Source organism: Streptomyces sp. NBC_00513, assembly GCF_041431415.1.
In the GTDB taxonomy this organism is placed as follows: domain Bacteria; phylum Actinomycetota; class Actinomycetes; order Streptomycetales; family Streptomycetaceae; genus Streptomyces.
This window is the reverse complement of record NZ_CP107845.1, coordinates 398,745-412,576: the sequence shown is the minus strand read 5'-3', so window position 1 is coordinate 412,576 and position 13,832 is coordinate 398,745. Positions and strand designations below refer to the sequence as shown.

Here is a 13,832-nt window from a genome sequence, read left to right as displayed (position 1 = left end):
CACCATCTTCAGAAGTCCACACAACCTTTGATGATCACGCGGTGGCCGCTCCCAAAACGGTTCCACCCGCCAACTGGTGCCAGGCGTGACCACACCAGTCCGCGCAGAACCGCTCCCGGCGACGCTTGTCCGCCACCCCCAGTAGCGCGACCAACAGGCGAAAGGACTTCACACGCTCGTCCTGCGGCAGATTGATGATCTTTGCCAGCTGTACGTTCAGCTGCCCGCGCGTGATCAGCACCGCTGGGGTATACGTCGGCCGAAGGCCCGCGCGTCGCACGCTCTCGGGCCCGTCCTCCTCCGTTGCGCGGGCTTGCATGCAGTGTCCGCACAGATCCCCGCAGCAGTGCGAGTCGTCGTCGAGCCCTGCGGTTCGGCCTTGGTGTGATGTGGCACCAGGAGGTCGCGGCTGTGGCCGCGCCGGGCCGCCCAGACGAGGAAGTCGCGTGGCTCGTAGCGAGTGCTGGGGCTGCCCGCGAGCCACTGGTCGATGGCCGCCTGCCCGCTGCCCCCTGCCCGCCCGGCCGGCCGAGGGCGCCTCGCAAAGGGAGGCTACGAGGCCGCGGCGTCGGAAGAGGGGCTGTGGACCCGGCCCCGCCGTCCTCTTCACGCTAACTGATGGTTTCAGAATGAGGTTCGGAGTCGGCGTAAGCAGATGATGCTGCAGGCCAGTTGGAGCAGGCCGAGGTGGAGGTCGGCTCGTATCTCGTAGCGGATGCGGAGTCGTTTGAACTGGTGCAGCCAGGCGAAGGTTCGCTCGACGACCCAGCGGGTCTTGCCCAGGCCGGATCCGTGAAGTGTGCCGCGTCGGGCGATCTTGGGTGTGATCCCGCGGGCTCTGAGCAGGCGCCGGTACTTGTCGAAGTCGTAGCCGCGGTCGGCGAAGAGCCGGCGGGGCCGGTGACGTGGCCGTCCTCGAAGCCCGCGGATGCGGGGTATCGCGTCCAGCAGGGGCATGAGCTGGGTGACGTCGTGACGGTTTCCACTGGTCAGGGAGACGATGAGTGGGGTTCCGTGGCGGTCGACGATGAGGTGGTGCTTGCTGCCGGGGCGGGCACGGTCGACCGGCGAAGGTCCGGTGTGAGCCCCCCTTTGAGGGCTCTGACGTGCGAGGCGTCGATCGCAACGTCATCCATGTCCAGCAGCCCGGCCGCCCGGAGCTCGGCCAGGAGGACTTCGTGGAGGCGGGGCCACACTCCGGCCTCGGTCCAGTCCCGAAGCCGACGCCAGGCCGTCACACCACTGCAGCCGAACCGCTCGGCTGGAACGTCCCGCCAGCTCACGCTCTTGCACAGCACGTAAACGATGGCCCTCAACGCCGCACGATCGTCCACCGGCCGACGCCCCGGATACCGGTGCCGGCGAGGTGGACGTTCCGGCAGTAACGGGGCCACACGTTCCCACAGGTCATCAGGCACGAGATCAGCAGACACACCCCAGATCCTGCCGACACGATACCCAACTGCCAAGCCCCTCAACGAATCTCATTCTGAAACTATCAGTAAGCCGCCGCAATGGGGACGCGCCTTCGCCCGTTTCCGCCGACGGGGGCGATCGACGAGGCCGCCGACCCGGTACTGGGCTGCCGGGGGAGCTGTCTGAGTCCGCCACGCCACGAACGGGTGAAACGCGCTGTGCCGCCGACGCGGACTGGGCAGCTCCCGCAACCGCTCCATCGGCGGCAGCCCGCCGCACCGTCTGGAGCGGGCAAGTTGACGAGGCAGACGGTGGAAGACTGGCAGTGCGTCGAAACTCCGCTGGTCCAGGGCGACTTGGCAAGGTCACCTGTTGGCCCGGAGTTTCGCTGCGTTCGTGACGGGCCGGCCCGGATCGCACGGCATCGGCCCGCACCGGCAGGGCTTTGAAACGCCCTCATGAGAGGAAACCCTGTGGCCATCGGAATTCGGCTGCCGCGCGGCTTCGCCGCCATGAGCACCGCCTTGCTCGCCGCCGCCGCCGCCGTTGTTCCGCTGACGGCGCCCAGCGCCGCGGCTGCGTCCCCCATCTGCCTGAGCGGCAAGCTTCAGTACGACTACCAGTCGGCCGAGGCCGGCCGGGGCAAGCCCTCGCTGACCAAGCCGGTCCGCAACGCGAACGTCCAGCTGTGGGGCAAGGAGAAGTCCACCGACACTCCGCGCCGGCTCACCGCCGACTACCAGTACACCGCTGTCGCCGGCGGAGGATTCAACCTCTGCTACACCCCCACCACCGCCACGATGAGCAGCATGTGGGTGCGGTTCAGCACCGAGAGCACCAAGCTGTGGAAGGTCAGGGACGGCAACGGCACCGTGTACACGTTCGACTCGCCCACCAAGACGGACCTTGCCGCCGGCGCCGACCTGGGCACCCTCAAGGCGTCCAACGCCCGGGCTTGGCATGCATTCGACACCATCAACATCCTGTGGTGGGCCCGCAACAACCCCGTCAGCGACTGTTGGTCCACCCACGAGGCGAACAGCAACGCCTGCACCGAACTGAACATCCGGTGGGCCGCCAACTCGGCCGATGGCCCGTCCTACGACCTGGCCAACACCGTCCACCTCGCAGCCGCCGACCCCGACTCCGAGCACACCGTGCTCCACGAGGCCGGCCACTTCTTCCAGCACCGTCTCTACAACGGGCAGTTCCCGGCGGTCACCGGCTGCAACCCGCACTTCATCGACCAGGCGAGCTCCGGCAGCTGTTCCTGGACCGAGGGCTTCGCCGACTCCGTAGCCGCCTACCTCCTGAAGGACTACCGCTACGTGTGGCCCGACGGCAGCAGCCAGAACTTCACGTACACCACCGGTTGGCACACCGGGGACCAGGTCCAAGGCAACGTTGACGGCGCGCTGCTGGATCTGTGGAACAACGTCGACGGCGGCTGGAACAGGACCGTCAGCGTGATGACCGCGCGCCGGCCCGCCACCTTCGCCGACTACTTCCAGACCGGGCGGCCCGCCGTCAACCCGCCGCTGGCCACCACCGGCGCCGCGCTCACCGCCCTGGCCGCCCACGCCGTCAACTACGGCCCCACGATCGTGGGCGACGGCCGTACCCACGTCCTCACCAACGGCGGTGGCCTGGCCCTGGAACGCGCCGACCAGTGCGGCGCCTCCGGCAGCTCCCCGGCCACCCTCGCCACCTATGACGCCACGCGCAACAAGCAGCAGTGGACGCTGGTCGCGAACGGGGACGGCACGGCGAAGCTCATCGATGGCTGCCCGGACCACCTCGTGCTGACCGCACCCGCCACCGCCGGCGCCCCCGCCATCCTGCGGGCCGTCAACTCCTCCAATCCGGGCCAGGGCTGGAAGGTCACCCAGAACAGCAGCGGCACCCTGACGATCACCAACCCGGCGACCGGCTACTCCCTCGACAGCGCCCCCGTCGCCCCCGGCGCTTCCGTCACCGCCAAGCCCGCCGGCAACGCGAACACCCAGAACTGGGCCGCGCTCAACTGACCGCCCTCAACGTGCCGACGTTCCCGATCTGAGGTGCGGGCGGAAGTGACCGACTGGTGTGACCTCACGTCAGTGTCCGCCCGGAGCGCAGTGGTTGCCCTGGGTGGTGGCGAGCACCGCGGCTCGGGGGCCCTGGCGCGGTGAGCGCCAGGGCGGCCACCGGTCCGAGGCGTGCGCGCGCCTTCGCGAGCCCGGCCTACGGCTCGCAGGCCATGGGGCCCGCCCCTATCGGCCGCCTTTGCGCTCCTGTGTCGAGGCGCGGATCTCCTCCGTCGCCTCGCGGAACGCGGGGGCCGCGCGGGAGAAGTAGTCGAAGAGCAGGTCAAGTTGGTCCGGCGTGTAGCCGGCGAGGACCTCGCCGATCCGCTTGCGGGCCGGGCCCACCGCCGCCTCGACGCCCGACAGTGCGTCCGGCACCGCTTCGACCACGACCTTGCGCCGGTCGGCCGGGTCCGCGGTGCGGCGTACGTACCCGGCGCGCTCCAGCCGGTCGATCAGCCGTGTCGTCGCCCCGGTGGTGAGCCCCGTCCCGACCGCGAGTTCGCCGGAGGTGAGCCCGCCCGCCAGGGTGATGCGGCTCAGGGCGTACCACTCGGACGCCTGGAGGCCCGCGGCCTCCGCACCCGCCATGCCGTGCAGCCCCACGGCATCGACGTACTCCCGGAAGACCGCCCGCCGGTCGCCCTGCTCCTGTTCCGTCATCGCGTCACCTTTCCCCTTGCCATTTATCTGCATGCATGCAGATAATGCACGTGTGCAGTTGTTGCGCCAGTGTAGTCAACGCGGCGGCTGCCGTCATCCGACCGTTCCGTCGACCGAGAGGCATTCCCGTGAACAAGAAGCCCGTGAACAAGAAGACGGTCAAGCGCGCCGCCCTCGCCACCGCCGCCGTCCTCGCGTTCGGCGCCGCCGCCGCGTACCTCTACCTCGACACCACCTCCGGCATACGGCGCACCGGCAAGGAGAACTGCGCCGACGTCATCCCGGCGGGCGCGAACACCGCCGACGGCGAGGCCATCTGTGCCACCCTCGACGCCCTCATCGACGCCTGGGCCCGTGGTGACGCGGAGGCGTACGGCCGCCTGTTCACCGAGGACGGCACCTACACCACGTACATCGGCAGCCACTACCAGGGCCGCGCCGACATCACCGAGGCGCACCGCGCCCTCTTCAAGGGCTTCGTCAAGGGCACCAAGCTCGCCGCGAGTTACCTCGACCTGCGCTTCCTCGGAAAGGACGCGGCCGTCCTGACCGGCCGCGGCGACGACTACACCGGCGGCAAGCCCGGTCTCGCCGACCTGTCCAAAGTCCAGACGTACACCCTGGTCCGCGACACCGACGGCGCCTGGCGCATCGCCGCCTTCCACAACACGCAGCGCCAGAACGTGATGGAGCGCTTCTCCTTCCTCTACTCGCCCGCCACGGCCCCCAAGGCGGAGAAATGACCGCCCTGATCACCGGCGCCACCGAAGGCATCGGCCGCGCCTTCGCCCTCGCACTGGCTGCCGAGGGCCACACCGTGACCGCGGTTGCCCGCACCGAGCGGCACCTGCGGGCCCTCATGACCGAACTCGGCCCCGGTGGATCCGACGGCGAACACGACTACCTCGTGGCCGACCTCGCCACCCCCGACGGGGTGCGCACCGTGGTGGACGCGTTGACGGCCACTCCCTACGACCTGCTGATCAACAACGCCGGCCTCGCCCGCCCGGGCCCCTTCGCCGACACGCCCCTCGACCAGGCCCTGCCCGCACTGCGCCTGAACTGCGAGGCGGTCGTTGCCCTCGCGCACGCCTTCCTCGCCACCGCCCGCCACGGCGCGGCCCTGGTCAACGTCGCCTCCACCCTGGCCTTCGCCCCGCAACCCGGCCAAGCCGTCTACAGTGCGACCAAGGCCTTGGTCGCGTCGTTCTCCGAGGCGCTCTGGTACGAGCAAAGGCCGCGCGGGGTGTACGTGATGGCCCTCTGTCCCGGGCCGACCGCGACCCGCCCCGGCCTGCACTCCGACATCCCGGCCGCCCTGGTCCGGACCCCCGAGGCGGTCGTCGTCGCCGCCCTCACCGCCCTGCGCCGACGCCGTCGCCCCACCGTCGTCCCCGGCCGGGTCAACGCCCTCCTCGCCGCAGTGACCCGGTACCTCCCGCGCACCACGACCCTCTCCCTCCTCGCGGATGGGCCGGGGGCCACTGTTCCGCAGGGACCTCGCGGCTGACGTTCCGTGCAGGCCGGGCGCTGAGGCCGGGGCCGCGGCCGGCACGCGGCCCTTCAGGGGGGCGCCGATGAACCGCACGATCACGATGGGTTTCCAGTCCGGCGAAGAACCCGCCTCACCCGAGGCCCAGGCCCCGGGGGTGCGGCGTTGATCGGCAAGCCGGCGCCCGAACGGGTATGCGCCCTCCTGCCGGACGGGCTCGTAGGGGACGTCCAGGTGTTCCTCGCGTCGCCGGTAGCGGTGGTGAATGGGCGCGCCAGGGGCGTCCCGTGGCGCAAGCCGAGGCGACGATGGCGACGTGGCCCGCCAGATGATCCGCTGTCGCCGCCCGGTCGGTCACGTACGTTTCGCGGTTCTGACGCGCCCATGATGCCGCTCGCCGGGACGGTGAGGAGCAGAGTGTGCGCGAATCGCTCGTGTCAGCTCGTGGTGCGGGTTCGCAGGCGGCCCCGGTTCGCCCGAGCGGCCAGGCGCCGCTGTTCCCGTTCCGCCCAGCGGTGGACGCGTTGGGGGTCGAGTGGGGTGCCGTGGCCGACGTGGAGTTTCGTGGGGTTGAGGGCGAGCATGGCCCGCAGGCTGGCCAGGTTGTGCAGGGGGTCGTCGTGGAAGGGCGGGTTGGCCGGCTTGCCGGGGATGAGGCCCATGAAGGAGTTGGCGACGAGGTCGCCCGCCACGAGGTTGCCGTCGTCGGTGAGGACGGAGACGGAGCCCGCGGTGTGGCCGGGGGTGGGCATGATCCGGGCGTGGAGCCCGAAGTCGGCCAGGTCGGTCTCACCGTCGACCAGTATCCCGGGTTCGAAGGGGTCGGCTGGGACGTGCAGCTTGCGGTTGCGGTTCATCAGGCGGCCCATGGGTCCGGTCGGCAGATGGGGCATGCGGGCCCGGCCGGTGCGGAAGGGTTCGAGGTCGGCGACGTGGCCGGCGACCGGGGCGCCGGTGAGGTGGTGGAGCTCAGCCGCGGAGCCGAAGTGGTCGATGTGGCCGTGCGTGATGACGATCAGGGCGAGGGCGGAGGGGTCGACGCCGTGCCCGGCGATCCGGTCGCGGATCATGCGTCCGCTGCCGGGTGTTCCGGCGTCGACGAGGACGGGACGGCGGCCGAGCAGGAGATAGGCGTTGACCGCGTGCTTGCCGAGCACCGGAATCGGAATGATCTTCGTGCGGGACATGGTGGACTTCCATTCAGGGACCGCGCGCGGGCATGCCTCGGCGTCCACGGGGCGTTGGGGCGGGGGAGAGGGAGAGAGGGGGAGATAGGGCTTCAGCGGAAGCGACGGCGATATTCGGCCGGCGTGGTTCCGAGATGCCGTTGAAAGGCCCGATGGAGGGTCTGGAGGGAACCGAGCCCGCTGGCGGCGGCGATCTGCGGCAGGCCGGCATCGCCTTCTTCGAGGAGCCGGCGGGCGGTCTCCAGTCGGGCGGATTCCACGTACGCGGCGGGCGTGGTGCCGGTGCGTTGCGCGAACAGTCGTGAGAAATGACGTGGGCTGAGGCTGACCCGCTGGGCGAGCGCCTCGGCGGAGAGGTCCGCTTCGGGGTGTTCCGTGATCCACTGGCGCAGTTCGCCGATGCGGTCGCAGGTCGGTTCCTGGACGGAGAGCGGCACGCTGAACTGGCTCTGACCGCCGGAGCGTTTGACGTACATCACCATCACGCGGGCGGTCGCGAGCGCCAAGGCGTGTCCGTGGTCCTCGGCGACCATCGCCAGCGCCATGTCCATCCCCGAGGTGATTCCTGCGCAGGTCCACACAGAGCCGGAGCGGACGAAGATCGAATCGGGGTCCACGCTGATTTCCGGGTACTCGGCGGCCAGTTGCGCCGAGGTGAGCCAGTGCGTTGTGGCGGACCGACCGTTCAGCAGGCCCGCGGCCGCAAGGAGGTGGGCGCCGGCGCACACCGATCCGGTGCGGCCCGCCCGAGGCACCGCCGTACGAAGCCAGTCGGTGACCACGGGATCGACGACGGCCCGGGTCCCGCCCTCCTTCGGGTGGACGACCGCGCCGGACACCAGCAGGGTGTCGACGCGGCCGGCCACCTCGTCGAGGCGCAGGTCCGCGAGCAGCCGGACGCCACTGGAAGTGGCCACGGCGCCCCCGTTCGCCGACGCGATCTCAACGGTGTAACGGGGGCGTTCGCCGTCGGTCACCCGGGAGGCGACCGAGAAGACCTCGGCGGGCCCTGTGACGTCCAGGAGTTCCACGCCGGGGAAGGCGACGATGACGACGCGGTGGGGTGCGGGCATGCACCGATCCTCGCCTCCGCGCACCCGTGTCCACAATGACGAGGTTGTCTCAGATCTTGCCATCGCCCCGCCGGGGGTGGCCTTGCCACGCCCGAGGAGTTCCGCCGACCCGCGTCGGGCGGGCGATGAGCAAGCCGCGAGCCCCGGGCTTGAGGACGCAGCCGAGGCGCCGTGCCAGACGAGCCCTGGCCGACGCGAAGTCCCTGCGGCCGTATACGCGCATCCGGTGGGTCCGCATCACGGGTGCTTGCGGACAAGCGTGCGGAGTATCCCAGCCGTCGGCCCCGGCCCCACCCTCACGCCTCTCCGGGTGGCACGCCTCCCAGGGTGAGCCGATGCGGGCGCGGGCCGCGGAGGTGGTGCCGGGCCCCGGTGTGCCGGCGGGCGGCGCTGCTTTCGAGTAGAAGTTCGACGGACACCGGGCGCTCCTGTTCACCGAGCGAGGCGTCGGCCGAGGAGGATTCGCGGGACGACAGGCGTGGAGTAACTCGCTTCTGCGGAGCGTGCTTGACAGCCGTTCTCTCGCCGAAAGAGGCGGAGAGTCGATTCTTCGCGACGCCCGGGCACTGCCGAGGTTCGTGGGGCGCAGTCCGCGTGTGACAGTCGGAACCTGCGGGCGCCGGCCAAGGCCCGGCGGCCGCCAACCCGGTTGGCCGCTAGAGTCACAGGTCATGGGGGATCGGATACGTGTGAAGCACTGCAAACAGTGCCGTCGTCCGCTCGACGGGCGCGGCCGGTGGCGGCGCCCGAAACGGTTCTGCAGCCGCCGGCACCGCCTTGGGTACTGGGTGGAGGAGATTTTGGACGCCGTCCTGAACTAACGGCTCGCTCGGCTCACCGGCGAGGCCGAGAAGGCCGCCCGCCGCAACCTCGTGAAGACGGCGCGGGAGTCGTTGCAGCACACGGTCCGTCAGGCCGCCGTCCTCACCCACGGCCACACGGATTTCCGGAGGCCGTTCACCTGGAGGGTGAGCCATCCCCGGTCCACGAATACCCCTTCGCGGAAATGGTGTTGAGTCCATTCGGCTACGAGTTGGCTGATCGCTACGCTGGCGTCGGGGCCTGCCCGACGACCACGTCGGGCAGGCGCCCTGCCGAAACTTTCTGCCTAGCGAAGGTGTGTACCTGTGACCGGTACCGCGACCGTCTCCGACTTCTACTGCCATCAGGCGCTGGCCGGCGCGGTTCCCATCGAGCGGGTGAAGGAGACCGAACGGGTCCTGGCCTTCCACCACACCAACCCCTCGTACCCGGTGCACATCGTGGTGATCCCCAAAGAGCACGTCCCCTCGCTCACCGATCTCGGCAACTCCGGCGAGGACCTGCTGCACGAGGTCGTCGCGGTGGTACGGGAGGTGGCCGCCGGTGTGGAGAAGGAGTACGGGTCGTGCTCGGTGACGACGAACCTGGGCATGTACCAGGAGTCCAAGCACCAGCACGGGCACGTCGTCTACCGGGGCGAGAGCGAGGCGGAGATCCGCGACATGTACGGCAACCACGACTGACCCCGCGCTACCGGCGCGGGTCCGCCGTCTGCAGGACGAGATCGGCGATGCGATCGGCCGCGGCCTCCGGACGGGGACGGGCGACCTGTCCACCGCGGGGGACGAGGGACAGGGCGGCGCGGGCTTGGACGAGTACGCCGGTGTCGGTCAGCTGCTCGTCGGCGATGACGCGGCAGCGCTCCGGGTGCCGAGCGGCGTAGGCACGCGCGTTGTCGAGTTGATCCCCCCGGCTGACGGAGGCGGGCAGCGGCACCAGGACGGCAGGGGGCTGGGCTGGCTGGACGCTCTACGACTGGAACGGCGTCCCGGGCTTCGACCACGGCGGCGCCACCATCGGCCAGTACGGATTCCTGCGCGTCGTCCCGGAGTCGGAGGTCGCCTTCGTCCTGCTGACCAACGGCCGCGGCTCGCGCCTCCTCTACACGGACCTCCTGCACGAGCTCCTCGACGAACTGGCCGGCGTAGGGATGCCCGCGCCCTTCGCTCCCGCGGCCCGGCCGCCCGCCGTGGACATCACACCCTTCACCGGTACACACCGGCGCGAGGGTGTCGCCATCACCGTCTCCGAACGCGACGGCGAAGGACACCTGGTGTACGCCTTCGTCGACGGGATGGCAGGGCTCTCCCCGGCGATGGAGATGCGACTGGTCCCGATCTCGGAAACGGTATTCGCCGGGGCGGGTGCCGGTCCCTTCGTCGAGGACTGGATGCCTGTGGTGTTCTCCGCTCTCCAGGACGGCACCGGTGTCTGCTGCATCGGCATGCGCGCCGCCCGAATGGCCCGCCGCCCCACTGAGTTTCTCCAGGGAACAGGTCAGGTTGCCAGGGGTCCGATCGACGATGTGTACGGTCAGCTTCGACACGCCGGTGAAGGTGCCAGTGCCACCGCACTCGCCGAGAACCATGGACGAGACGGTGAACTCACCGAGGATCACTCGCAGTCGTCGTCAGACTCTCTCAGTGGGTCGGCTTCCGGCGCGGTGACTGAGTGAGGGCCGTTGTTTGGGCGGCGTTCAGGGAGAGGGGAAGTCGTCTCGGTCCAGGGCATGGACCGTGCACGGTCGGCCGAGGACGGTGTCCTCGCGTAGTGGCGCGAATCCGAGGCGCTGGGCGACTGCGGCTGAGGCTGTGTTGCCGTGGTGGATCATGGCGGTGATCCGTTCCAGCCTCAGCGGGCCGAAACCCCAGGTGAGAACGGCTTGGGCTGCTTCGGTCGCGTAGCCCCGTCCCCAGTGCGTGCGGGCGAAGGTCCAGCCGATCTCGGTCTCGCCGAACTGCTCCCACCAGTTCAGGCCGCAGCGTCCCATCGCCAGGCCGGTGCCTTTCAGTTCGACGGCGCACAGCCCGTGGCCGCGCCGGGTCCACTGCTGGTGGATGTCGCGCAGGCGCGCTGCGGCTTGCTGGTGGGTGTAGCCGCCGACGAATCGGTTGACCTCGTTGTCGGCGTGGAGTCGTACCCACCAATCGGTGTCGGCGTCGGTGAGCGGGCGCAGTCGGAGGCGTTTCGTGGTGATCACTGGTGTTCAGTCCTTGCTGTCCGCGGGTGTTGTCGGCTGTGCGCTACTCGGTCGGCAACGGCAACGGTCGCGCTCGTGCCGCGGAAACCTCGTCAGTCCCGCGTCGGCGGATGACGGCGTGGGCCGACTCCGCCGCCACGAGGCCGAGTGCGATGAACGCCGCGCCGACGGCGCCGAGCCAGTGTGCGCCGAACCACGCCATCCCGGCCTGCCCGACCAGAGGAGCAGCCGAGACGCCGATGTAGACCGCGGCCGAGGCGAGACCGGTGAGCAGGGGTGCTGCCGTGGGCATGGCGGTGATCAGGCGATGGGTCTGAGGCGCGAGAAGTCCCCATCCGCAAACACTCCATACGAGGAGCGCCGCGACGGCGGAGGGAAGGTGTGCACTGGTCCACGGCAGCAGCGCGAAGTCGATCGCGGCCACGGTGATCGAGGTGTTGATGACGCGACGATCGCCGAAGCGGTCGACCAGAGTGCCCGAGGCGAGTGTTCCGACGGTGGCCGCCAGGCCCCACACGAGCAGCAGGGCGGCGAGGGTTGTGCCGCTGCCGCCGGTGGCGCGGTCGAGGCTTTCGCCGATGAAGGAGTAGACGGTGTACAGGCCGGTGTAGGCGAGGAGAGTGGTCAGCAGGACCAGACCGATACGGCGGTCGGCGAGCGGGGCGACACGCGTGCGCAACGGGACCGCCGGGGGTGTGGGGATCGAAGGCAGGAACAGGGCGATACCCAGGGCGGCTGACACTCCGAGAGCGGAGACGAACCACATGGTGGCACGCCAATCGCCGGTGAGGCTGCCGAGCGCCGTGCCGATGGGCGCACCGAGTGCGGTCGCGGCGCTGAGGCCCGTCATGACGGTGGCGATGGCACGGCCGCGACGCTCCGGTGGGGCGAGCGCGGCGGCTGCGGCGACGGCGGCGGGGGTGATCATGGCGCCGCCGAGCCCGGCGACCGCCCGAGAGGCCAGGGCCACGGCGAAGACGGGGACGAAGGCCGTCACGAGGTTGCCCGCGGTGAAGATCGCGAACCCGGCGAGAAACAGGGTGCGGCGCGGCAGGCGCGCGGTGAGGGCGGCCATGACCGGACCGAGCACGGCGTAGGTCAAGGCGTAGGCGGTGAGCAGCCAGCCGGCGGTGCCGACGGGGACATCGAGGGAGTCCGCGGCATCCGGCAGGATGCCGGCGATGACGAAGCTGTCGGTTCCTATGGCGAACATCGCGGTGGCAAGGACCACAAGTGATCGGTACACGACGGAAGGACCTCCAAGACTTTGGATGTAACAGAGATGGTTACGACAGTGGTCCGAAGAAAGGCCGGTCCATGCGGACCAGCCGGGTGGGACGGGAGTGCGGGGTCCTGGCTTCAGGCAACCGTCTCCCTCAGTACGTCGGCGACGGTGACCGCGGCCAGTTCGGCCTTCATCGACTCCTCCGCGCGGCTGTACGTCTCCCGCAGCACAGGCGGGATGCCGCGTCCGACGGGGCACTTCTGGTTGGGAGTCGCGGCGTGCAGCGCGATGAGCGGATCGGGCTCAACGGCCAGGTAGACATCCCTCAGCGTGATCGACTCCGGGGTGCGGGCCAGCCTCCAGCCCGCACCCTGGCCGCGCTGCGAGACGACCAGGCCCGCGTCGCGCAGGCTGCCGAGGATGCGGCGGATGACGACGGGGTTGGTGTTGACGCTGTCGGCGATCTGATCGGACGTCACGATGCCGTCGACCCGCTTGGGGCAGACGAGCGCCATCCAGGTCAACGCGTGCGTGGCCACGGTCATGCGACTGCTCGCACTCATGGAACCTCCCGTTGCCTGGATGCGACCGATGCCGATCCCGTTGCAACTAATTCTGTTACGACAGGGCGGTGCGTGTCCAGTCCTGTCCGCAGCCACTACGACGTCGCCGGTACCCTCATCATCGGCACGGTGGGACTATCTGGGTCCGGTCGGCGAGGTGCTTGACCTACACGGCCGTTCTGGGACCGGGTCGATGGCATCGAGGAGAACTGACTTCGGTTGAGCGGGCGTTGTGGGACCTTCCGAAAGTGGTCCCAGCCCAGCCCAGCCCGGTCGACCGCGCACGTCCGGGCAGCCCGGTCGCGGACGAGAAGGGCGCGACATCAGACCACCAGCTCGTAGACGCTTCGCACCGTCAGCCACAGGCCGACGAGCAGGGAGAGCGTGACGATCAGCTGGTCCTGGTGCTGCTCGGTCCAGGTTCGCAGGCCGTTCAGCCTGGCCTCCGCGGCCGCCGGTGCCCAGACCTTGTACATCTCCATGGCGACGAGGCTGAGGGTGGCCAGCAGGCAGTAGCCGGTCAGTGCGAGCCAGTCCGTGAGGGAGGAGAGGTCGGCGGCGACGACCGTGGCGGCGCCGGCCCCGACCAGCGCCCAGGGCTGGAGAAACCAGGCCAGCCCGGCAGCCGTGGCCAGTGAGGCGTCGTCAACCCTGGCGGTCCAGCGCGGCGGGTGATGCGGGCGGGGTGGCCGGCGCCGCCGCTTCGCGCCATAGAGCATCAGCCCCAGGCCGATGGCGAGTTTCGCACACGAAACGGCGGTCGACGGGGTGGTGTGGCGGGCCGGAGGATTCCCACCGGTCAGCAGCAACACGCATGCGATCACCACAACCAGGTTGGCGAGCCACGACAAGAGGAACGCCAGGCCCTTGTGGACCCCACGTCGCGAGGAGAGCAGCAGGATGAACGCGCTGTTGTGCAAGGGTCCCAACGTGATGGCGGTACCGATCACGACCAGATCGAGAACCATCAGCGCAGTCACTCCGGGAAGGTCAGGGCATCGGCCGCCTTGAGACGGGCGAACCGAGGCGCGGGGTCGGACAGCGCTCTCACGGCGCCGCATCCCGACTCTGCGGGCCGAGGCCCGACCGGTCAAGCGGCCACGCTCATGTCCCCGAACGCCGCAC

The 13,832-nt window shown here is 69.9% G+C and carries 15 protein-coding genes; 5 read left to right on the top strand and 10 right to left on the bottom strand.

Going from position 1 to position 13,832, the window contains the following annotated elements; genetic code table 11:
* Positions 1-34: 34 nt before the first annotated feature.
* On the bottom strand, positions 35-484 hold the full coding sequence (locus OHA84_RS02070; RefSeq protein WP_371591299.1) for a DUF5958 family protein: 450 nt from the start codon (positions 482-484) through the stop codon (positions 35-37).
* Positions 485-624: 140 nt separating this feature from the next.
* Positions 625-1,433, bottom strand: a protein-coding gene (locus OHA84_RS02065; protein WP_266969670.1) for an IS5 family transposase whose coding sequence is annotated in 2 segments (ribosomal slippage) — positions 625-1,094 and positions 1,094-1,433 — 810 coding nt in all. Because the reading frame shifts where the segments join, the coding sequence is not laid out codon by codon here.
* A gap of 456 nt (positions 1,434-1,889) precedes the next feature.
* Here OHA84_RS02065 and OHA84_RS02060 point away from each other — a divergent pair.
* On the top strand, positions 1,890-3,443 hold the full coding sequence (locus tag OHA84_RS02060; protein WP_266976674.1) for an RICIN domain-containing protein: 1,554 nt from the start codon (positions 1,890-1,892) through the stop codon (positions 3,441-3,443).
* Between the two features lie 225 nt (positions 3,444-3,668).
* Here OHA84_RS02060 and OHA84_RS02055 read toward each other — a convergent pair whose 3' ends face one another.
* Positions 3,669-4,145, bottom strand: coding sequence for a MarR family winged helix-turn-helix transcriptional regulator (locus OHA84_RS02055; RefSeq protein WP_053683857.1), 477 nt, complete (start codon positions 4,143-4,145; stop codon positions 3,669-3,671).
* A 128-nt stretch (positions 4,146-4,273) separates the two neighbouring features.
* Here OHA84_RS02055 and OHA84_RS02050 point away from each other — a divergent pair, with 128 nt between their 5' ends.
* Together OHA84_RS02050 and OHA84_RS02045 are read left to right on the top strand one after the other, a co-directional pair.
* On the top strand, positions 4,274-4,888 hold the full coding sequence (locus tag OHA84_RS02050; RefSeq protein ID WP_266976676.1) for an SgcJ/EcaC family oxidoreductase: 615 nt from the start codon (positions 4,274-4,276) through the stop codon (positions 4,886-4,888).
* Complete coding sequence (locus tag OHA84_RS02045) at positions 4,885-5,655, top strand: SDR family oxidoreductase (RefSeq protein ID WP_266976678.1); 771 nt, start codon at positions 4,885-4,887, stop codon at positions 5,653-5,655. Before OHA84_RS02050 ends, OHA84_RS02045 begins: the two co-directional genes overlap by 4 nt.
* Positions 5,656-6,074: 419 nt before the next feature.
* Here OHA84_RS02045 and OHA84_RS02040 read toward each other — a convergent pair whose 3' ends face one another.
* Positions 6,075-6,824 carry an MBL fold metallo-hydrolase gene (locus tag OHA84_RS02040; protein ID WP_266976680.1) on the bottom strand — a complete coding sequence of 250 codons (750 nt, stop codon included), beginning with the start codon at positions 6,822-6,824 and terminating at the stop codon, positions 6,075-6,077.
* A 92-nt stretch (positions 6,825-6,916) separates the two neighbouring features.
* Positions 6,917-7,897 (bottom strand): GlxA family transcriptional regulator, encoded by a 981-nt coding sequence (locus OHA84_RS02035; RefSeq protein WP_266976682.1) that lies wholly within the window; start codon positions 7,895-7,897, stop codon positions 6,917-6,919.
* 1,127 nt (positions 7,898-9,024) lie between these two features.
* On the opposite strand from OHA84_RS02035, the gene OHA84_RS02030 reads away from it, so the two are divergent.
* Entirely contained in the window at positions 9,025-9,402 is a 378-nt protein-coding gene (locus tag OHA84_RS02030) for an HIT domain-containing protein (RefSeq protein WP_266976684.1), read from the top strand.
* A 7-nt stretch (positions 9,403-9,409) separates the two neighbouring features.
* Here the strand turns inward: OHA84_RS02030 and OHA84_RS02025 are convergent, their stop codons facing one another.
* A complete protein-coding gene (locus tag OHA84_RS02025; RefSeq protein WP_266976686.1) occupies positions 9,410-9,655 on the bottom strand; it encodes a hypothetical protein in 246 nt (81 codons plus the stop codon).
* Positions 9,656-9,908: 253 nt separating this feature from the next.
* On the opposite strand from OHA84_RS02025, the gene OHA84_RS02020 reads away from it, so the two are divergent.
* A complete protein-coding gene (locus tag OHA84_RS02020; protein WP_266976688.1) occupies positions 9,909-10,394 on the top strand; it encodes a hypothetical protein in 486 nt (161 codons plus the stop codon).
* A 21-nt stretch (positions 10,395-10,415) separates the two neighbouring features.
* On the opposite strand, the gene OHA84_RS02015 is transcribed toward OHA84_RS02020, so the two are convergent.
* The 4 genes from OHA84_RS02015 to OHA84_RS02000 all read right to left on the bottom strand — a co-directional run bounded on the left by OHA84_RS02015 (position 10,416) and on the right by OHA84_RS02000 (position 13,675).
* Complete coding sequence (locus tag OHA84_RS02015) at positions 10,416-10,919, bottom strand: GNAT family N-acetyltransferase (protein WP_266976690.1); 504 nt, start codon at positions 10,917-10,919, stop codon at positions 10,416-10,418.
* Positions 10,920-10,962: 43 nt separating this feature from the next.
* On the bottom strand, positions 10,963-12,165 hold the full coding sequence (locus OHA84_RS02010; protein ID WP_266976692.1) for an MFS transporter: 1,203 nt from the start codon (positions 12,163-12,165) through the stop codon (positions 10,963-10,965).
* A gap of 113 nt (positions 12,166-12,278) precedes the next feature.
* Positions 12,279-12,707 (bottom strand): Rrf2 family transcriptional regulator, encoded by a 429-nt coding sequence (locus OHA84_RS02005; RefSeq protein ID WP_266976694.1) that lies wholly within the window; start codon positions 12,705-12,707, stop codon positions 12,279-12,281.
* Between the two features lie 323 nt (positions 12,708-13,030).
* Positions 13,031-13,675 (bottom strand): GAP family protein, encoded by a 645-nt coding sequence (locus OHA84_RS02000; protein WP_266976856.1) that lies wholly within the window; start codon positions 13,673-13,675, stop codon positions 13,031-13,033.
* Between the last annotated feature and the right edge of the window lie 157 nt (positions 13,676-13,832).